General features: G+C 54.5%; 17 protein-coding genes. 8 read left to right on the top strand and 9 right to left on the bottom strand.

The window, feature by feature from the left end; translation table 11 throughout:
• Positions 1-356 precede the first annotated feature (356 nt).
• The 5 genes from BLP93_RS06595 (at position 357) to BLP93_RS06575 (ending at position 5,863) form a co-directional block, all read left to right on the top strand.
• Entirely contained in the window at positions 357-2,837 is a 2,481-nt protein-coding gene (locus BLP93_RS06595; RefSeq protein WP_092118891.1) for a Lon protease family protein, read from the top strand.
• Positions 2,838-2,850: 13 nt separating this feature from the next.
• Positions 2,851-3,555, top strand: coding sequence for a TIGR04283 family arsenosugar biosynthesis glycosyltransferase (locus tag BLP93_RS06590; RefSeq protein WP_092118888.1), 705 nt, complete (start codon positions 2,851-2,853; stop codon positions 3,553-3,555).
• Positions 3,552-4,238, top strand: coding sequence for a TIGR04282 family arsenosugar biosynthesis glycosyltransferase (locus BLP93_RS06585; RefSeq protein WP_092118885.1), 687 nt, complete (start codon positions 3,552-3,554; stop codon positions 4,236-4,238). The genes BLP93_RS06590 and BLP93_RS06585 overlap by 4 nt, the downstream gene beginning before the upstream one ends.
• A gap of 348 nt (positions 4,239-4,586) precedes the next feature.
• The gene (locus tag BLP93_RS06580) at positions 4,587-5,636 is read left to right on the top strand and encodes a tetratricopeptide repeat protein (protein ID WP_092118882.1); all 1,050 of its coding nucleotides are present in this window, start codon (positions 4,587-4,589) and stop codon (positions 5,634-5,636) included.
• An 8-nt stretch (positions 5,637-5,644) separates the two neighbouring features.
• Entirely contained in the window at positions 5,645-5,863 is a 219-nt protein-coding gene (locus tag BLP93_RS06575; RefSeq protein WP_092118879.1) for a hypothetical protein, read from the top strand.
• Positions 5,864-6,085: 222 nt separating this feature from the next.
• Here the strand turns inward: BLP93_RS06575 and BLP93_RS06570 are convergent, their stop codons facing one another.
• Positions 6,086-7,039, bottom strand: a complete 954-nt coding sequence (locus BLP93_RS06570) for a hypothetical protein (protein WP_092118876.1) — start codon at positions 7,037-7,039, stop codon at positions 6,086-6,088.
• Between the two features lie 581 nt (positions 7,040-7,620).
• Between BLP93_RS06570 and BLP93_RS06565 the strand changes: the two genes are divergently transcribed.
• Positions 7,621-8,835: a M23 family metallopeptidase gene (locus BLP93_RS06565; protein ID WP_161946213.1), complete on the top strand. Its 1,215-nt coding sequence runs from the start codon at positions 7,621-7,623 to the stop codon at positions 8,833-8,835.
• 200 nt (positions 8,836-9,035) lie between these two features.
• Here the strand turns inward: BLP93_RS06565 and recR are convergent, their stop codons facing one another.
• The 8 genes from recR to BLP93_RS06525 all read right to left on the bottom strand — a co-directional run bounded on the left by recR (position 9,036) and on the right by BLP93_RS06525 (position 19,095).
• On the bottom strand, positions 9,036-9,641 hold the full coding sequence (gene recR, locus BLP93_RS06560) for a recombination mediator RecR (protein ID WP_092118870.1): 606 nt from the start codon (positions 9,639-9,641) through the stop codon (positions 9,036-9,038).
• Positions 9,642-9,652: 11 nt separating this feature from the next.
• On the bottom strand, positions 9,653-9,964 hold the full coding sequence (locus BLP93_RS06555; RefSeq protein WP_092119023.1) for a YbaB/EbfC family nucleoid-associated protein: 312 nt from the start codon (positions 9,962-9,964) through the stop codon (positions 9,653-9,655).
• A 199-nt stretch (positions 9,965-10,163) separates the two neighbouring features.
• A complete protein-coding gene (gene dnaX / locus BLP93_RS06550; protein WP_092118867.1) occupies positions 10,164-11,990 on the bottom strand; it encodes a DNA polymerase III subunit gamma/tau in 1,827 nt (608 codons plus the stop codon).
• Between the two features lie 205 nt (positions 11,991-12,195).
• The gene (der, locus tag BLP93_RS06545; RefSeq protein WP_208596583.1) at positions 12,196-13,611 is read right to left on the bottom strand and encodes a ribosome biogenesis GTPase Der; all 1,416 of its coding nucleotides are present in this window, start codon (positions 13,609-13,611) and stop codon (positions 12,196-12,198) included.
• Between the two features lie 101 nt (positions 13,612-13,712).
• Positions 13,713-14,741 carry an S-methyl-5-thioribose-1-phosphate isomerase gene (gene mtnA, locus BLP93_RS06540; RefSeq protein WP_092118864.1) on the bottom strand — a complete coding sequence of 343 codons (1,029 nt, stop codon included), beginning with the start codon at positions 14,739-14,741 and terminating at the stop codon, positions 13,713-13,715.
• 65 nt (positions 14,742-14,806) lie between these two features.
• Complete coding sequence (gene gatB / locus BLP93_RS06535) at positions 14,807-16,237, bottom strand: Asp-tRNA(Asn)/Glu-tRNA(Gln) amidotransferase subunit GatB (protein ID WP_092118861.1); 1,431 nt, start codon at positions 16,235-16,237, stop codon at positions 14,807-14,809.
• Positions 16,238-16,417: 180 nt separating this feature from the next.
• Positions 16,418-18,238 carry an ARMT1-like domain-containing protein gene (locus BLP93_RS06530; protein ID WP_092118858.1) on the bottom strand — a complete coding sequence of 607 codons (1,821 nt, stop codon included), beginning with the start codon at positions 18,236-18,238 and terminating at the stop codon, positions 16,418-16,420.
• 2 nt (positions 18,239-18,240) lie between these two features.
• The gene (locus BLP93_RS06525) at positions 18,241-19,095 is read right to left on the bottom strand and encodes an NAD(+)/NADH kinase (RefSeq protein ID WP_161946212.1); all 855 of its coding nucleotides are present in this window, start codon (positions 19,093-19,095) and stop codon (positions 18,241-18,243) included.
• Between the two features lie 280 nt (positions 19,096-19,375).
• Between BLP93_RS06525 and BLP93_RS06520 the strand changes: the two genes are divergently transcribed.
• Both BLP93_RS06520 and BLP93_RS16605 read left to right on the top strand, forming a co-directional pair.
• Positions 19,376-19,879, top strand: a complete 504-nt coding sequence (locus BLP93_RS06520; protein WP_092118852.1) for a CinA family protein — start codon at positions 19,376-19,378, stop codon at positions 19,877-19,879.
• 315 nt (positions 19,880-20,194) lie between these two features.
• Positions 20,195-20,542 (top strand): hypothetical protein, encoded by a 348-nt coding sequence (locus BLP93_RS16605; RefSeq protein ID WP_139162937.1) that lies wholly within the window; start codon positions 20,195-20,197, stop codon positions 20,540-20,542.
• The last annotated feature ends 122 nt before the right edge of the window (positions 20,543-20,664 follow it).

Raw genomic sequence — 20,664 nt, 5'->3', positions numbered from 1 at the left:
CGCTTAAATGAATAGATAATCTCTGGTCCTGCTCGACGGACCTTGCTCCGTCCGCCATTCAGCCGTTGCAGACGAAGACCAGCTGGCACGGAACATCTCTCAATTGCTCAGCTGGGGCTGAGCTAACCTTGATTTGCCGCCGCGTTAATAACCTTGCAGGCTATGTTTTTTTTCGGGCATGCTTTCCTTTCCAGAAGCACAGGCATGCCTGGAATCTGATGTGGATGAAAATCCCGGCACAATCAGACCTGCAAAGCCGCATACTCAAGGCAAGCGAAACCACTTTCCGTCTGTCAAGACGATCAGCTTTTGCTGAAATTACAACATCTCTTTTGTTGGAGGAATCAATACACGCTATGGCCATCCTTAAAAGCCTGTCCGCTTCAAAACTTCGCGCTCAACTCGCTCCTGAAAAAATCCCATACCGGGACAGTACGGAGATATGCCCCACTCACCCAGCGCCCCCCATGCAGCCCAGAGCGCTGCACGCCTTGGAACTGGGCCTGAACATTGCCAAAAAGGAATACAACATATTTATTGTCGGCGAACCCCAACTCGGCCGCACATATCTGGTGCAAAACTTTCTTGCACCTCGCGCGGCCGAGCGAGCTACTCCTCCGGATTGGATCTACGTCTTCAATTTTGATGACCCGGACCGGCCGCTGGCTCTCTCTCTGGCTTCGGGAGCCGCCAGAACATTCAAGAATGAACTGGCTTCGGTGGTCCATCGCATCCGCGACGAAGTTCCCCAACGATTCGCCCAGGATCACTATCTGCGACAAAAGGAAAAGCTTGTTCGTCAGTTTCAAAATTCCAAGGAAGAACTTATCCTCCAGATGGAAGAGCAGGCAGAATACCATGGCTTCAGTCTTTCCTTCGATGAGCAAGGCAACGTCAATCTTTTTCCGGTGGTGGACGGCAAGGTGCTGAACAGCGGCGAGGTCGACAAGCTTGAGTCCGGGATGCGCCAGAAACTCCGCAGCGAGGGGGATCAGACCCTGGATGCGATGCTCGGGCTGCTCCGCCAAATCAATTCCCGGGAGCAGGAACTCCGGGATGCTGAACGCAACCTGGAGCGGGAACTCCTGGAACAGGTGCTGGTCGAGGTTCTTGACCCCTTTGTTGAACAGTTCATTGATCACGAAAGGCTGCATGTTTTTTTGTCGTCCTTGCGCCAGGACCTTCTGGAGAACCTGGATCAATTGAAACCACGGGAAGCAGGCGCCGTCCAGATGGGAGGGCCGGAAGCAGCGGCCTCCAATGAGGGGTTCTTCGACCGATACACCGTGAATTTGTTTGTGGACAACAGCAAGTTGTCCGGCGCACCCATCATCGTCGAGGACAACCCAACCTTCTTCAATCTATTGGGATGCATTGAACGCGAGGCCGAATGGGGCGCCCTGTTCACGGATTTCACCCTTCTCAAATCCGGCGCTCTGCACCGCGCCAATGGCGGATTTCTGATCCTGCACATTGAAGACATCCTCCAGCATCCCCAGGCTTGGGAGGGATTGCTGCGGGCGCTGCGTTCGATGCAGATCCGGATCGAGGATCCAGGCGACCACCATGAAACCATTCGCACCAAAACAATTGTTCCCGAACCCATCGCCCTGAACGTCAAGGTCATCCTCGTAGGAACGGACGAAGCCTACGACATGTTGCTGGCCTACGACGACCGCTTTCCAAAGCTGTTCAAGATCAAGGGTCAGATCCAGGACACCGTTGTCCGCGACGAAGATTCCATCCTCAAGTACGTGCACTCCCTGGGCCGGATGATCCGGGAGGACGACCTGTTGCCCTTTGACAGGAACGCTTTGGCCTGGTTGGTGGATTTTGCCTCCAGACTTGCCGAGGATCAGAAAAAGCTTTCCTTGCGCCTGCCCATTGTCCGGGAGGTGATGATCGAGGCTTCAGCCATGGGCATGATGCACGGCGCGGTCATGGTGGACAAGGGCATTCTGGAAGAGGCCTGGAAGGCCAAGAACTACCGCTCCAACCTGTACGAAGAGGAGTTTCTGTCTGAATACGACCGTCAATTGATCAAGGTGGCCACCAGCGGCAGCGCCGTGGGCCAGGCCAATGGTCTTTCCGTCACCTTTCTCGGCGACTATGAACTTGGCCTGCCTCATCAGATTTCCTGCAGCGTCGGCGTCGGACACGGCGGCGTCATTGATCTGGAACGGGAGGCGGAACTCGGTGGTCCGATTCACACCAAGGGCATGATGATTCTCAAAAGCTACCTGCTCAAGCTCTTTGCCCAGAACAAGCCTGTTGTCATCAACGCCAGCCTTTGCTTTGAGCAAAGCTATGCCCACGTCGACGGCGACTCTGCTTCCGGTGCCGAGTTGGCCGCCCTGATTTCCGCCCTTTCCGGTTGCCCGAACAACCTTGCCCTGGCCTTTACCGGCGCGGTCAGTCAGTCCGGTGCGATCATGGCCGTGGGCGGGGTGACGTACAAGGTGGAGGGTTTTTTTGAAGTGTGTCGACGCAGGGGATTGACCGGGAACCAGGGGGTGATCATTCCCGAGGACAATGTCGTTCACCTGATGCTCAAGCAGGAGGTTGTTCAGGCCGTGGAAGAAGGCCGGTTCCATATCTATCCGGTCTGTTGCATCGAGGAGGCCCTGGAAATCCTGACGGGTTTGCCGGCGGGTCGGAGGTTGAAAAACGGCTCCTTCAGCGCCGGGAGCCTGTATCGTCACGTAGATGACCGTCTCAAGGAGCTGGAGGAACTGGCTACCCGGGACGTCACTACAAGAAAGACAAGACGTTCTTCGCCCAAGACAGCGGTAGCCGACTCTTCTGGAATCGAAGCGAGAGTGCGCATCCTACGTTGACCAACCCCTTCTCGTGAACATTCCCTGGCTTTCGATCATCATTCCGGTTTTCCGGGAGGAGCGTCAAATCCGCTTGCTGCTGGAGCAGTTGGAAGCTCAGGATGGAGTTCAGGATTGGGAGATTTTGATTGCGGACGGGGACCCGGAGCGCCGAACAAGCGCTGCTGTTGATGATCCGGACATTGTTCTGGTGGCGTCCGATCTCGGGCGGGCACGACAAATGAACGCCGGAGCGCAACGTTCCCGGGGGGAGGTGTTGCTCTTTCTGCATGCGGATACACGCTTGCCGCCGCATGTCGGCAGGATGATCCGCCGCGCTCTCGCGAACCCGGCAGTGGTTGGCGGCGCTTTCAGCCTTGAGATTGCCCCGGCGGGATTCGGTCTGCGTCTCATTGCCGCGGCAGCCAACCTGCGTACCAGATGGACCGGAGTCCCCTACGGTGATCAAGCCGTTTTTATGCGCCGCGAACCTTTTGAAGCCCTGGGAGGCTATCCGGATATTCCGTTGATGGAGGATCTGGAACTGATGCGCCGAATACGGCAAAAGAGCTGGCGCATCACCCTGCTTGCAGCGACAGTGCAAACATCCGGCCGGCGTTGGGCAGAGGAGGGGGTTCTCTGGTGCAGCCTGCGCAACTGGACCATTCGGCTGCTCTATCGCTTCGGAGTTTCACCCGAACGACTCAAACGATTCTATCGTACGAGGGGTGCCCCGTGACCGGGCAAAAGGACTGCGTGATCGTCATGGTCAAATACCCGCGGCCCGGGAGGGTGAAGACGCGCCTGGCCGCTACTTTGGGCGATTCCAGGGCCGTGGATTTGTATCGATGCTTTGTTCAGGACGTTTTGGCCACGCTGGACGCTCTTCCCGCGCAGGTCCTGATCTGCATCGATCCACCGTCGATGGCGCAAGAATTCGCGGTTTGGCTTGGCCCGAATCGATCATTCCTGGTTCAATACGGCAAAACGCTCGACGCAAGAATGGACTTCGCCTTTGCGCAGGCCTTTGACGCCGGCTTTGAGCGGGCAGTCTTGCTCGGCAGCGATCTGCCGGATCTGCCGGGCCGGCTCGTTCAAGCGGCTTTTGCCGGCCTGGCGTCCCATGATGTCGTCCTTGGTCCAGCCACGGATGGCGGATTCTATCTGATCGGCCGGCAATCCAGATCCTTTCAAAACGGCGTGCTCACCGACATCCGCTGGAGCACGCCCGCTGTACTCGATGCAACGCTGATCCGACTGCGACGTTCGGGCCTGACGGTTCTCCTTCTGGAAGAAATATCCGACGTAGACGATCTGGAAGCCCTGGTCCGGCTCATGAACAGTAATGTTCTGCCCAAGGATTCCCGCACATTTCGTTACTTGCAGTCACTTGAACAGTGTGAACCGCTTCGATTGCATTGATGACGATCGCTTGAGGAGGTAGCGCGACGTTACACACGTTTAACATTCATGGCCTTGATTTTTTTATGTAATATGCTGTAGTGATGCTGCCATTGTTGTTTTGAAGCTTTGTCCACAGATCGAAAGCACCTTTTTCCGCCCAGCTACCGGATCGTGGGGATATGGCCGTGTTAGACATTCAGTATTCGATTTTTCGACAACCACCACCATCTACCAATTTTGTTTGAACTCTCTCCCATGAAAAAAGTTGTTTTAACGTCCTCCAAGCCAAAGGAAGCGCCACATCCGGCTGAAGTGAAGCGAGTGCCCGCATCAGTAAGTGCAGTCGAGCTCCTTCCGTCCTATGTGATGGTGACGTCCAATGAAACGAATTATGAGCTGGACCGGGAAAATCTGCGTAAAGTCGGCATGGTCCTGAATTGCCGACTGACCTCCTCAAGCGCGGTTCTGGATTATATTCGGCATAATTCCATCAAAACCATCGTTCTTGATTCCGCGGTTTCAGGTTGCCACATCCATGAACTGGTTTTCCAAATTCGAAAATATCTTCGTGGCACGCCGATGAACCTCATCGTCATATCGGACACTTCCGACGAAGGGTTTGTCATTGACACCATCACCGCGGGTTGTACCGGTTTTATCATCCGGCCATACACTCTGGAAACATTGACACGTCATGCGCGCGTCAAACAGGAAGCCGACGCCATCTGCATCAATGAGGAAGTTTTGGCCGAAGGCCAGAGCCAGCTTCATGCAGGCAATTATGCCGCGGCCATTGAAGGTTTTGAGGAAATCGTCGCGGGCAACACCAATGACGAACATGACGAGGCCCGTAAATATTTTGATCTGGGCAATCAGTTTCTGATGGAGAGAAAATTCGGCAAGGCCATCGTGGCCTTCAACAAGGCCTTGCGGATGAATCATCTTTTCATCAAGGCGTATGAGGGGCTTGCGGAGTCGTACAAAGGAAAAGGGGACTTGAAGAACTGCCAGCTGTATCTACAAAAGGCCGCGGACGAATATGCCCGGATGGACAACTTTGCCGACGTGAAACGAATTTTCGCGAAAATCACAAAATATGATATTCATGCGCCCAATGCCTACAATACATTGGGAATTGAATTGCGCCACAAGAAAATGTACGTTGAGGCCATCCATGCCTATATCAATGCCTTGAAGCTGACGCCCAAGGACGAGAACATTTATTATAATCTGGCCAAGGCCCAGATGTTCTCGAAAAGATTCAGCGATGCCTTATCCAGCATTCGCGAGTGTTTGTTCCTGAACGAGAATCATTCAGAGGCGTTGGAGCTCTATAAATTTTTTACAAAAGTGGAATGGTTGGATGATAAAAATGCGCGGCTGGAAAAAAACGTCGAGTCTCTCCATCAAGCCTGAGAATCTCCATGTCCCCACTACAACAGTCACCCATTCGAGCCTGTCCCACCTGCGGCAAAATGGTCCACATACAGGAAGAGCGACATACGCTGTTTCACTGCCGCAATTTTTTGCTCAAGCAACTCTACCAGGAAATCAACCCGACGAAGCGACAAAAACTGAGTGAAAAAGTCGATATCCTAAATGCACGGCTTTCTCTCAAGGGGCAGAACCTGCTCGACACGTAACTACCCAATAACTCCGGGCAATTGAACTACACCAAACACCTGGACCCCGGCCAGCGCCGGGGTGAGATCGCAGGAACTCGATAACGCGCCACTCCGTTCCGTCATGCTGGCGAAGGCCGGTATCCAGGCAGCACGGCCCCCGATAGGTTGCCCGGCCTCATTGAGCAATACCTCGACTCATGAGAAGTCTCTTGAGTTACGGCCAAACTTGATTGGTCTGGTTTAGCCAACAAGAAAATAAACCACTCCCACAAAAATCAAACTGGCGACACGCAATCCCTGACTCCAGAAGATCAGCTTGGCTGCCAATCCCGGTTTGAAAATGCCTGCATAATACGGGAATTGATGTCGGATGGCCCTCATGGGCGAGGAAAGAATATTGCCCACCAGCAAAGCGAGGACCACTTCTTTATGCGCCAAGGCGCCATCCGCAAGCAGAGCGCCGGCGGCAGCCGCGCCGGCGGAGAATTCGGCGACCATCTGAAAAACAACCACGCCAACTGCCTGGGGTGGCAGCCATGACAACCAGCCAAGGTTTTCAGACATGTATTGTTCTATTGCCGAAAACATGCCCCAACGATTCAGAAAAAAGAACAGAATATAAATTGGTACGGTCATATACAGAACACGGCTGATTCTTTTTTTGAAACGCTGCATGGTGCGCTTGAAAATATCTCGAAAACCCGCGGCTTCTTTTTCATCCAGACGGCATGAAACGCAACGCTCCTTCGGCACGGGAAGGAAAAACCTGGAGAAGAGCAGAATAAACACCGTGCGCAATACGGCCGAACCGATCGTCAGTCCGAGATATGTTACTGCAGCGGCCCCGATCAGGGGCGCAAGAATGAAGAAAACGCTGGGCAAGTGCAAAAAATACGTGGGCAAACTGTTGAACAGGTTGCTCATGATCAGTTCACGACGACTGATCCTGCCCTGCTCATAGGCATCCGCGAGCATGGAGTTGGCTGAAATTCCAGAAAAAAATGCCAGTGAGAAACTTGCTCCGGCAATGTCCGAAAGGCGTCCAAGGCGCAGCAAAGGAGAAACTCCGGCGGCAACAACTTTGGTCCAGTTCATTGCTTCGATCAATTGTCCGATGAGCAAGCCAAGACTGATGAACATGGTCAGTCTGGCCAACGGCCACACCAAAGAATTCCATATTTCCGCAAGATCCATGATGTTTTTTCTCTTTTGATGCTCTTAATGAATATACTGCCCGTTATACTATGTTGGAGCGAACCCTGATTCTGACAATCAAGAAGGACCAGCCTTCATGACAAGCCGGATCAGCTCCTGTTTTTTATCAGAGGTTGTTACAGGGATAGCGTATTCGTATGTCAAGGCTTGCCACAACCGGGTAATTTTGGTTAGCAAATCGAAGGAGCCATAGATGCATCCACTCCCATATTACTTCATTAACTTTTTGGCGCTTGGGGCAAAATTTAAATTCGGCGTCAACTCTGCGTACAAATGCGCTCATATGAATTCCAACCGCTCCTGACCAGGCGAACTGTTACATGCCGGAGGCAATCGTGAATCGCAATAATTATGTTTATCGGTCAAAGCTCGTCCAGCCAAAGCGAATCCGGTGGAAACCGATTTTTTTCGCAATCCTTCTGGTTCTGGCCTTCCCAAAACTGCTAATGCTTTTCCCATCCTCATCGAAAGACGAAAACGGTCCGACTCTGACCGTTACCCAGACTCTCGATACCGTGAAACAAATCCAAATAAATTCTTCACGCCAAGCGCCCGTTCTTGTGAATGAAATCGATGAGTACCTGCTGGATGTGGTGGAAGAGAACCTTGAGGAAGATTCCGACAGTGTACTGGAGCGCATCGTGCGCGTAGCCCGGGGGGACACGTTGATGGGCATCCTGCTGGATGCCGGTCTGGCCCGCTCGGAGGCGCATGCTGCCGTGTCCGCCCTGCAAGAAATATACAACCCTCGGGCATTGCGACCCGGCCATGAAGTTGTCTTGACGTTTCGCCCTGCTGGCGAAGACTTGGAGGAAGATCTCTTCGCCGGCCTGCGGATGCAGGTTGATGTGGACAGAAACGTCATGGTGTTGCGTGAAGACGAAGAAGTCTTTCTAGCCAAGGAAGAACATCTGGAGCTATCGGTGCAACAGGTCGCGGCTCAAGGGGAGATTACGTCCAGCCTCTACGCGGCGGCCATGCAGGCTGGTATGCCAAGCCCCCTGTTGATACAGATGATCCGCGCTCTTTCCTACGACATTGACTTTCAGCGAGATCTTCATCCCGGTGATCGCTTTGAAGCGCTTTTTGAACAGCAAGTGGATGACCAGGGTCAAGCCGTGCGAGAAGGTCCGCTGCTCTTCGCCAAATTGGAAACCAGTGGGAGAGCATTACGAATTTACCGCTTTACGACTCCGGACGGAGAGTCCGATTTTTTCAATGAACGCGGTCAGAGCGTCAGAAAAACCTTGATGCTCACGCCCATCGACGGCGCAAGACTCAGCTCGGGCTACGGCATGCGTCGACATCCGATCCTCGGTTACAGCCGGATGCACCGAGGTCTTGATTTTGCCGCCCCCTCTGGCACGCCGATCATGGCCGCTGGAGACGGCGTTGTCACTCATGCCGGCCGCAAAGGCAACTACGGAATCACCGTGGAAATGCGCCACCCCAACGATTATACCACCTTGTATGCCCATATGAGCCGTTTGGCCTCGGGAATGACAAAAGGAAAACGTGTGAAGCAGGGGCAGGTCATCGGCTACGTCGGCACCACCGGCATGTCCACGGGACCGCATCTACATTACGAAGTCCACCTGCGAGGCCAGCACGTCAATCCGGCCGCCGTAAACTCGCCTCCCGGCCGCACATTGGCGGGAAAGGATCTGGAACTGTTCAAACTGGCAGTACTTGATGTCGAGTCCCGTTATGCTGCTCTGGCCGGAAAAGTGTTGGCCGGAATCGATGATCAGGATGCGCCTGTTCAACCGCATTGAATTTGCCGTATCTACTCTGCAAACTCTTGCGGGATAGGAATCAGCCCGGCTGAGTAAATCCTATTAGGCTTTTGATCCAAACACTGACGGAGTCTCCGGGTATCATAACATGCCGCGCAACAGAGGTAATGGATGCCGAATCTCTGTTGTGTATCAAGTGCTGAATGTCCGGATCATGTCCTCGAGCCGATTGGCTGATGTCAGATTTTTTGGCGGTAGGCTATGGATTGGCGAAGGGTTTCCTTGTCAATGTATTTCAAGTCCGTGCCCAACGGAATCCCCTGGGCGAGCCGAGTCACTTGGGTGAGCGGGAATTCCCGCTCGACAAGGTTCTTGATGTACGAGCCGGTGGTTTCCGACTCCATGGTTGTTCCCAGAGCTAAAATCAATTCCGTCACCTGATCCCGGGACAACTTTTCCCGCAATCGAACCATTTCCAAACTTTCTGGCTTGATCCCGTCCAGAGGCGACAACAGCCCCCCCAGGACGAGGTACATGCCTTTGTATATTCCCGATTGTTCCATGATCAGCATGGAATCCCATTCCGCGACCAGGCAGAGCTGCTCGGGCCGCCGTTCCGGATCCGTACAGATAGCGCACGGATCCTGGTCCGAAATTCCGGCACATGAACTGCAGAGACAGAGTTTGTCCCGCAGTTCAAGAATGCCGCGGCCCAGGTCCATGGTTCTTTCCTTGGGCCATTTAAGCAGTGTCAAGGCCACGCGCAGGGCCGACTTCGGACCGAGTCCCGGCAACGTGGCCAACTGGTCCACAACGACCCGCAAGGTCTGGGGCAGTTCCCGCACTCCAGACAATCCTAGAACATTCCCGGAATCTTCAATCCGCCGGTAACCTGGGCCATTTCTTCCTTCATCATATCCCCGGCCTTTTTCATGGCCTCGTTCACAGCGGCCAGAACCAGGTCCTGCAGCATTTCCACGTCTTCCGGATTGACAACGGCAGGATCAATCTTCACGGCCAAAACCTCCTGAGCGCCATTGGCGGTCACCGAAACCATCCCCCCTCCCGCGGACGCCTCCACCGTTCTCTTGCCGACTTCTTCCTGCAACTTGCTGATCTTGTTTTGCATCATCTGGGCTTGGCGCACCAAGTCTCCCATTCCCTTCATCATAATTATTATCTCCTTGAGGCTATAAAAATCGCAACGATCAGCCGAGAGTCCAACATGCCTTGATCTTTATACGGCCAAGCAAACGCAAGGCAAGTCAATTCTCAGCTGGACGTTGCACCGCAAAACTTACAAGCCGAACCTTTTCCGGCTTGCGATCAAATGTCCTGAGTAGCTACAATTGTCACTGTCGGTACGTTCATTGTTTCTGGTTATAATGCGTCCGCGGTTCAACGGATACAACTTTCGCTTTTAATTGTTCGACAAATTCGTTCACCAACGGATGCGCTTCCGGTGAAATCGACTCCCTGGCCTGTTTCGTTGCCTGTGGAGCATCAGGCGGGACCAATTCAAGCTTGATGGGAGCCCCGTAGTACTCATGGACCAGGTTTTCCAGAATCCGCCATTTTGCGGGATCGCTCAGCCCATCGTACAAAACGCGGTGGGCACAGCGTAAGGTCAATCGGTTTTGACTTTGGGAACATTTCACCTGACGAAGACCGGGAAGGCAGGCCTGATTGCTGCGGCACAGCCGGTCATAATGTTCCAGAAATCCTTCCCAGGTTTTGGCCGAGGAAGATACGTCGGCAAGAGCGGCTACCGGTGAGGTGTCCTGCCCCGCAGGCTCAGTCTGTTTTCCTGCCTGCGGCACGGATTCATGTACACTGACGGGCGGTTCATTCGCGCCGCCGGCGGAAGGGTATTCCACGGTGGATTGTTTGGGAGCCTGGTCCGGGAGGGACATCCCAGGCTGTGCCGGGGGAGCAGGATGTCGGGGGTCCGCTACGGCTGGCCACTGATTCTGCCGATCCGGAATATGTTTCGGGGGCTGTGTTTGTGCCTGGCGAGCCATCCCGGCCTGGAGCGGACCGGCTACTTCTCGAGCAGCTCTTTGATCGCCTGGATCATGCTGCAACTCTTCCAATGATACCAGTTGCGGCAGGTACGTCAGGTTCAAGAGCAGCATTTCCAAAGACTGGGCCGGCTCAAGACTGTTCAGAACCTTGCGCTGGGCTTCCAGAGTGATCTGCCATGCCGCATGGATATACGTCGGCGACAGTTCCGAGGCCACGGTCAACCAAGCCCGCCCTTCTTCATCCGGCAGTTCCAACAGCGGCAGGGCCTTTTCCCCGATTTGGCGCAACAAGAAGAGATTGCGCCACAATCCGGCAAGTTCGCGCAAAAAAAAACCAAGATCAAGGCCTTGATTCAACAGTACCTTGAGCACGTCATGGACATCTAGGCAATCTTGGGTGCGCATGGCGTGAATCAGCCGCTGGAACAGCTCCCCGCCGGCCAGACCGAGAATTCGGCGAACATCCTCCAGGCGCAGGGATTGGTCGCTGATGGTCAGGACTTGTTCCAGCAGAGACATTGCATCCCGCACGCTGCCCGCTGCGCGGCGGGCCAGAAGAGCCGTGGCCGCAGGCTCGAATTCGCGTCCTTCCAGTTCCAGAATGCGTTGCAAATGTGCCTGGAGTTGAGCCTGTGGAAGCATCTTGAATACGTAGTGTTGGCTGCGGCTGATGATTGTGGCCGGGAACTTGTGGGGTTCCGTGGTGGCCATGATGAAGGTCACTCCCGGAGGCGGCTCTTCCATGGTCTTCAGCAGGGCGTTGAAGGCATCCCTGGTGAGCATGTGGGCTTCATCGATAATGATCACCTTGTACCGGCACTCCAGGGGGGCATATCCGACATCTTCTTTCAACCGTCGGGCCTGTTCGATGCCCCGATTGGATGCGCCGTCGATTTCAGCCACATCCACAGCTGAGCCGGCAGTGATTTGACGACAGTGATGGCATTGGTTGCATGGCTCGCTGGTGGGGGCGGTAACACAATTGATGGCTTTGGCGAAAATCCGGGCCAATGTCGTCTTGCCCACACCTCGCGTTCCGCTGAACAAATAGGCGGCAGCTACACGATCCTGGACTGACGCCCTGGAAAGAATCGCCCGGATATCCTCCTGTCCGCAGACCTGCGCGAAAGTTTGCGGGCGGTGCTTGGCTGTGAGCTGAATGTGGGACATGGAAGTCGTTCTTGGCCTGAAGCGGGGTGATGGGTGTAGGTGGAAATCTTTTGTCGGGACGAAGGCAGTCGTTTACGTTCTTTAATAATCGATACGGCTGCCGGAGACAAATCCGTTCATACGATCCACCACAGAGGAAAAGTCGCCTGCAGCGGCGCATCTGATGAGTTGCCTTGAAGCGTTCCTTCCATACGCCCTAGACTCCCTACTTCTTCGAATTTTCATGGCTGGACCGAAAATACAACTGCACGGGCGTCAGATTCAAACTGAAACGCTTCCGGATTTGATTCTCCAGATACCGTGAATACTCCGGTTTTACCAGTTCAGGATCGTTGACGAAAAATACAAAGGTCGGCGGAGCAATGTCTGTCTGGGTGACATAGAAAAACTTGGCCCGCCTGCGGTTGACCACGGCAGGCTGATGGCGTTGCGTGGCCTCTCCGAGGATGCGGTTCAGCTGACCCGTGGAGATTCGGGTCTGACACTGGTCCCAGACCCGTTCTGTAAGCGGAAGCAGTCCGCCCAAGCCGGCCCGGGTAATCGTCGATGTGAACATGAGCGGGATGTGCCCGGCAAAGGAGAGTTCCTCCTGAAAAGTTTTTTTCAACGCGTTGAGCTGGTTGCGGGGGACAAGATCGATTTTGTTGACCACGGCGATCAAGGGGGTTTTTTCCCGGTCCAGGAAGGAAAGCAGCTTTTTGTCCTGACCCGTCAAACCGTCCACGGCATCCAGTACCAACAGGGTAACCTGCGCTTTCTTGCTGCTGCGCAAGGATTTAAGCACACTGAAACGTTCCAGGCTGTCCTGTATCCGGGTCCGTTTCCGCACCCCGGCGGTATCAACCAGCGTATACCGTTTGGGGCCGGCCTGCCACGAAACGTCCACACTGTCCCGCGTAGTTCCGGCTTCGCTGGAAACAATCACCCGGTGATAGCCGATCAGCGCGTTGACCAGGGACGACTTGCCGACATTGGGCCTCCCGAGCAAGGCCAATCTCAGACCTGTGGCCACATTTTCCATCTCAGCATCTGATGTGATTTCGGAATCCTCATCGGATTCTTCAGCAAAGGCCGGCTCCACGGCTGCAATCGTCGGCGTCGAAACATCTTCCGGTGGAGCCGGCAGCAGGTCGATAATGGTATCGCGCAGATAATTCAGACCATGACCGTGTGCCGCGGATACGGCTACTATCGTGAATCCGAGCTGGTGGAATTCGGCGGTCATCAAGTCTTCCTTTTCCGCTCCGTCCACCTTGTTCACAACCAGCAGCATCGGCTTGTCAGCTGTTCGCAAAAGAGCGGCCACCTGCTCGTCAAGGGTGGTCAGTCCTTCCCGACCATCCACGACCATCAGCACCAGCGAGGATTCGCGAAGGGCCTCTCGGGCCTGGGAGAGCACAGCCTGCTTGATGTCTTCATTGGATTCAGGCTCAAGGCCTCCCGTGTCCACAAGAGCGTGGGGTTTTTCACCTCGTCTCACTTCGCCGTAGATTCTGTCCCGGGTAACACCGGGTAAATCGTGAGTCAGCGCCTTGGAGGATCGCAACAGGCGGTTGAACAAGGACGACTTGCCCACGTTGGGCCGGCCTATCAAGGCGACAATGGGCAGTTCATAGGACATGGATATTCGGGATCCTGTGGTTGATGCTGGTTGGTAAAAAAAATTTCAAGTTTCAGATTTGAGATTTCAAACCAATCGGATTCTGATGGAGATTTCAGATTTTAAGATTTGAAATTCCTCAACTCCCCGGGCTTGATCACGCCTTTCTCCGTTATCAAGGCGGTGATCAGTTCGGCTGGGGTGACGTCAAAAGCAAAATTGAGCACGGGCACCTCGTCAGGAGTGATTTGACGATCCTGGATGTGGGTCACTTCGAGCGGAGTCCGCTCCTCGATGGGGATATCCTCACCCGAAGCCGTTGCAAAGTCGATGGTCGAGAAGGGGACGGCCACGTAAAAGGGGATGTTGTGGCGTTTGGCCAACACGGCCACGGTGTACGTCCCGATCTTGTTGGCCGCGTCGCCATTGGCCGCGACCCGGTCCGCGCCGACAACCACGGCCTGAACCATCCCTTTGGCCATGAGCAATCCCACGGCATTGTCGCAGCAAACGGTCACCGGAATTTCATCCTGCGCCAGTTCGTAGGCGGTCAATCGGGCGCCCTGCAAGAACGGCCGGGTTTCATTGGCCAGCACGTGAATACGTTTGCCGGATTCCACGGCTGCGCGGATCACGCCCAGGGCTGTGCCATAGGCCCCAGTGGCCAGGGCTCCGGCGTTGCAATGGGTCATCACGGTGTCGCCGTTCTGGAGCAGGGCCGCGCCATGTCGACCCATCTCCCGGTTGATCTTGTCGTCCTGGCGATGCAGTTCCTCGGCTTGCGCGATCCACATCCGATGCAGCTCCCCAAGCTGGATGTCCGGCCTGACGTTCCAGGTTTCGCGCATCAAGTTCACGGCCCACTGCAGATTGACGGCCGTAGGCCGAGCTTGGGCAAGTTCCGTCAACTGGCGGTCCAGATCCGTGACCCAATGGGAGGAGGACGGATCGGCATTGCCCGCCGCGATGCAGCACCCGTAGGCCGCTGTCACGCCAATGGCCGGCGCCCCCCGGATGACCATCTCCTTGAGGGCAAAGATAATGTCGTCCATGTTTCGGCAGACGAACCACTCTTCCGTCCGCGGCAGCAGGCGTTGATCCAGGAGGTGAAGTTCGTTGGATTCGGGTTTGAATTGGATATGTGGCTGCATGATGTGATCAAATGGTTCAGTTATGAATGTTTGAAGTGCTTGGGGGTCAGACCGTGAGATTGAAGTTATTGCAACTTCTCCAGGATCAACTTGTTCACCATGTCCGGATTGGCCTGGCCTTTGGTTTGACGCATGATCTGGCCGACAAAGAAACCCATCAGTTTGGTCTTTCCGTTTTTGTAGGCCTCGACCTCCTTGGGGTTCGCAGCCAGAATCTTATCCACCACGGCTTCCAGAGCGCCGCTGTCTGAAATCTGGGCCAACCCTTTGCGCTCCACGATAGCTTGCGGTGAATCCTTTGTGGCGAAGATTTCCGGAAATATCTGCTTGGCGATGCTCGTGCTGATCTTGCCTGAATCGATCATGGCCAGCAACTCGGCCAGATGACCCGGGTTCAGCGGGGATTGCGCGACCGGAATCCTGGCCTGGTTCAATTCGCGCAGCAGATCAGTGAGCATCCAGTTGCAGACTTTCTGCGGTTCCGGTCCCAGCCTGACCACGTTCTCGAAATATTCCGCCAAGTCCTTTTCCGCGGTCAATGTTTGGGCCGCGGTGGTCGGCAGACCATACTCGGAGATGAATCGGGCCTCCCTGGCTTGCGGCAATTCCGGAATGGACTGCCGCAGCGTATGCAGTTGCTCCTCCCGGACCAGCACGGGCACGAGATCAGGATCGGGAAAATAGCGGTAGTCGTGGGCTTCTTCCTTGCCGCGCATGGAAATGGTGATGCCCTTGTCCACGTCATAAAGGCGGGTTTCCTGGACGATCATTTCCCCGTCCTCAAGGAGCACGGCCTGACGAGAGATTTCATATTCGATCGCCTTGTGCACATGGCGAAAAGAATTGAGGTTTTTCAATTCGGTGCGCGTCCCGAGTTCCGTCACGCCCTTGGGACGGATGGATATATTGGCGTCGCAGCGAAAACTGCCCTCCTCCATGTTCCCGTCGCAGATTTCGAGGTAGACCAGGATGGAACGCAACGCCTTGAGATAGGCCACGGCTTCGTCGGCACTGCGAAGATCCGGTTCGCTGACGATTTCGATCAGCGGCACCCCGGTGCGGTTCAGATCCACAAAGCTCTTGTTTTCCGTCGCCGAATGAATGGACTTTCCCGCGTCCTCTTCCATGTGGATGCGCGTAATGCCGATGGTTCTTTCCACGTCGTCCACCCAGATTCGCAAATGACCATGTTCCGCCAGCGGAAGTTCGTATTGGGAAATCTGATATGCCTTGGGCAGGTCCGGATAAAAGTAATTCTTGCGGGCGAAAACCGAGCGGTTATTTACTCTGCACTGGACCGCCAAAGCCATTTTCAGCGCGTATTCCACGGCTGTTCGGTTGAGTACCGGCAGCACTCCGGGCATGCCCGTGCAAACCGGACATACATTGGAATTGGGCTCCCGCCCGAACTGGGTAGAGCAGCCACAAAAAATCTTCGTCCGGGTGCGCAGCTGCGCATGCACCTCCAGGCCGATCACGGCTTCATATACGGACACGACGCGACTCCTTTTGTCGTTCATTGGTTGAATCATGCGAATCGAAAGCTGAAATTGGTGGATCAGTTCGCTGAATTCACGTCTTTGCGGGATGCTTCTTTTGCATGCAGTTTCCGAGTCAAGTCATAAAAACGAAAAGCCTGACAAGTGAACTTCCTTGTGAGCATGTATGTCACACAGCTATCGCCAGTTTCGTTCCAGACTAATATCAAAATACTTGCCTACGCCATACTCTCTGCGCCGAAAAAATTTGGCTGGATCCGGTCCAATGATCTGCAATTCCGAATGCTTTTTCTGCATGTCCAAGGCGATGGTCATTTCCTTGGTGCAGCCGGTGGAGTACGTCGCGTCCTTGCCGTTCCAGACCGCGGGCATTTTCTGACCAAGCAGCTCGAAACTGCGTTCAATGTCCTCCACCGTCTGGAATCGCCAGACATCAATGAACCCGCTACGTTGGACCTTTTCCCACATGTACATCAGATCGTCGCCGTCCATGCCCGGTTTGAAATGCTCGGCGGGGTTGATGATCAGGCACTGTTCCAGCCGGGAGCGCAGATAGGAGACAAAGGTGTTCAGGATGGAAATCGCCACTTTGGTCTGTCCGGGAATGGAACCGATAATAGCGCTGTAAAAGATGACGGTCTTGCCTTCCGCCCTGGCCGTCCGCATGGATTCAATCAGCTTTTCGGCCATGAGCAGCAACTCTCTTTCCGTGACATGACGGATGCGTTCCGAGCGGGGCTTGCAGAAAAAAACGACATCCTTCTGGTCGGTTCGATGAAAGGACACGATATCCCTGGTGAATCCCTGGTTCACGGCGATCAGACGACGATAGTTCGAAGCGCCGTTGGCCATGATCAGGTGCGATTCCTTCCAGGCTCTGGCAAAAGTCAGACTGGTCCGGTAGAGATTCAAGCGTTCCCGAGTGCCGTCGGAAATGACCAGAAGCTGGTTCTCGCGGATGCGCTTGAGCAACTCGTTCTTTGAGACTTGGTTATCGGTGAGAAAATACGCTCCGTCCAGACATTCGGCGAGTACGGGATCATTGTCCTGGTCCCAGATCGTCGGCATCATGAAGTCGAAGCCTTCCCGTAGGGCCAGGATGACCCGGTGCCCTTGCCGGATCAGGGAACGCACGATCAGGATGTCGAAGATCAGTGCCCCGCTTTCTCCCGGCAGGTAGAGAATCTTCAACGCGTCATGACGTTTCTGGAACAAGTAGTTGCGCAGTTCCTCGAACTCCGGCCAAGGACCATCTATCTCCGCCACGACGGCCTGGGCGTCAGGCTGAATTTCTTTGGATTCCCAAACCGGAATCACATCCGACCATTCCGCAACTGTCTTGTGCAGCCGAAACTCCTTGGCCTCCCATATGCCGCAAATCGTCGCGAGGCGCACAAGACGCTTCAATTCCAGCAGATCCAGATCTTCACGGAGCTGTTCCATGCTTGTGCATGCGATCAATTCCTTGGGACAGGCACTGGTGATCTGGCGGTACAAAGCGGTCTGGGTAAAGGCGTAGGCACGTGCATTGGCGCGACGTTTTCGATCCCGCAAAGGATCATCCAATCCGCTGTAGCTCATGTAAATCGTCAACATCCATTTGAGCAGCCGGGAGGGAATGATGATGGAGGAATGCAGAGCCGATCGAAATTTGTAGCGGCATAGGGCCGTGATCTTTCGACGCAGATATGGGTCGGCGATCTGGTCGCGAATCAACCGAAAGATGCTCTCCCAATGCTTCGTATATTCAGTGCGCAACTCGGGTGCAATTTCCTGCTTGAGCAGGAAATCCAACATCGAATCCGTGCATGCCGGAAAGAATTGATCCTCATCCAGGTCAACCATGAAGCGGATCTGCTCGGGAGAGGCGTTTTTATCCGGGCTGGTGGCGTGGTCCAGATTGTTTTCGGTGAGAAAGTGCAGGATCCAGGCATCCAGACGGGGGTCATGTCCCAGACGAATCTCCTGGGGAGAGGCGATATGTTTTCGGAGAGACACGGTCAGCTTTCCTGCAGGAACCCTTTGGCTCGGAGTTTCTGGAAATACGAGTAGCCGGAAGATGTTACGAGATTCATTCTGCATTGCGATCTGGTGACGTGCACCTGATCACCCTTGATCAGCGGATAGCCGGATTGCCCGTCCAGAGTCAGAAAAGCCTCCATGGTGTACTCGTCAATCCGGACTTGAATCGTCCTCTCCGCAGGAAAGACAAACGGCTTGATCTCGGTAAGAAACGAACAGATAGGCGTTGTGCAGATCACGTCCATTTCCGGATACACCAGTGGACCTCCGGCAGAGTAGGAATAGGCGGAAGAGCCGGTGGGCGTGGAGAGGATCAGTCCGTCGGCTCGCAATGCGGCAATGCGTTCCTCTTCGAAGAAAAGTTCCAGGTTGATCAGTCTGGCCAACCTTCCCCGTCCGACAACGATGTCGTTCACGACGATGGTCGAAAGCATGGTCCGGCTGTCACGAATCAACCGCACATCCAAGAGCATCCGGGAAGAAATCATCGCTCCATGCTCGAAAATTCCATCCAGCATGGGCTGCCAGGAATCTTTGGAGCACTCCGTGAGAAAACCGACCCGGGCAAAATTGATCCCCAAGATGGCGATGTGATTCGAGGCCAACTTTCTGATAACGCTGATCATGGTCCCGTCACCGCCAAGGACGAGAATCAGCGTTGGCGTGGGCCAGGACCGAGGCAGGCGGGACGCGAGATCGTCAACATTTTCCGACACGCTGTTCACGACACCGCGTCCGGACAGCCATTCGGAAATTTCTCCGGCAAGGTTCAATGCCTCGACATGGTCGCGCTTCGCCACCAGAAGAACCGAACCGGGATGAAAATTATTCATGTCTCGTTCCTGAAAATTCTCCGGAACATGGAAGGCCATGGTGACGTTTAGTTATGTTCAATCGCATCACTGAAAACCTGGACTTTTAAAAATAGCAAAATTATTTTGATAAGATCTGACATGTGCCGTCCCGAGAATTGCGCCCTGCACGGAAAGCTCTTACCCTTTACCACTTCTTGGATCAAGGACGGCTGGAGGGTGGCTTATTGAAGCAACCATCCTTCTGGTCGACAATGAGCGGCCAGACAATGCCGCCGATTTAACCAGGAGGGAGTTCATCATGGCGAGAATTTGCGATGAAGGTCACGAGAAGCTGATCATGGAATTGGGCCGCACTCTGATGGAACGCGGCGGGATGCTGGCCGCGGCGGAATCCTGCACAGGTGGGCTGATCGCCCATCTGACCACGAACATCTCTGGGAGTTCCCAATGGTTTGCCGGAGCGGTAGTGGCCTATGCAAACCAGGTCAAAAGCACGGTGTTGAACGTGCCTGAGGCCGTCATCGCAGCCCGTGGCGCGGTCAGCCGGGAAGTGGTTCTGGCCATGGCTTCCGGTGTCCGGCAACTGCTGAACACCCAAGCGGCCCTTGCCGTCTCCGGCATCGCCGGTCCCGACGGAGGAACACCCGATAAACCGGTTGGCACCGTCTGGGTGGCTTGGTCGTACAAAGAGTACCAGCACAGTGCATGCCTTCATTTCTCCGGTTCACGTCTGGAAATCAAACGGCAATCAGCCCTGGCGTCCCTGAAGGGAATGCTTGAGATGCTACGGGAAAAACACTGAGTTGTGGCCCACGCTTTCGCGCCCCTCAACAACTTGATAAATCTTTACCATCAAGCCCCTGAGTGTTTTATGACCTGTAAACTTATTTGCACTTTCAAGCGCAATTCCTCAAGTTTCTGAGGCGTGAGGTTTTGTGGGAGTAATTGTCTGATCAGTCTTGGTTACCTGTCCATGCTCCATTGACATGCCCGTTGGACCTGAGTAGCGGATATGCGTTGCAATCCGGGCAATAGGCTCAGACTTCGTTTTATTCATACGATCGGCCGAATCTTTTCGTAGACAGCCCCGGATACCTATTTACCTAATGACCCATTTATGTCTTCAACAAGCTACTCCATCCCGCATGCCTCTTCTCTTCTGCTCGCTGTCGTGCTTGCGCTGACCCTGGTAGGAGTACCCATTTCCTTCGCCACCGTCGCCTCCGGCTTCGACGATGGTTACGGCGAATGCTGCTCCCGCGAGGCCGACTCCGAGAGGTCATCAAAGAGCACGCCCTGCCTCCTTGTTTCCTGCCCTTGCGGCTTGTGCGCGCCGATCGTCATGACCGGCAAGGCGACGAGCATCGTTGCTCCGCATGAGCAGGCAACACTTTCTGATTCTTTCCCGGAAAGCTGTCTCCAGGGAATCTCGATGCTTGTCGAACGCCCTCCAGAAACCGCCTGATTTCTCTTCTCTGAACGTTCTGTTCAGCAATATTCGAAAAAAAGACCTGGGTAGCGATAGCGCCGGCGTTCACGGGCTTGACTGACATGGATACGGCTCGCAGCGTAAAGTCACTCCAGCGA

This window comes from Desulfonatronum thiosulfatophilum (assembly GCF_900104215.1).
GTDB classification, from domain to species: Bacteria; Desulfobacterota; Desulfovibrionia; order Desulfovibrionales; family Desulfonatronaceae; genus Desulfonatronum; species Desulfonatronum thiosulfatophilum.
Note: the sequence above shows the minus strand (reverse complement) of the source record. Positions and strands in the feature narration are given on the sequence as shown.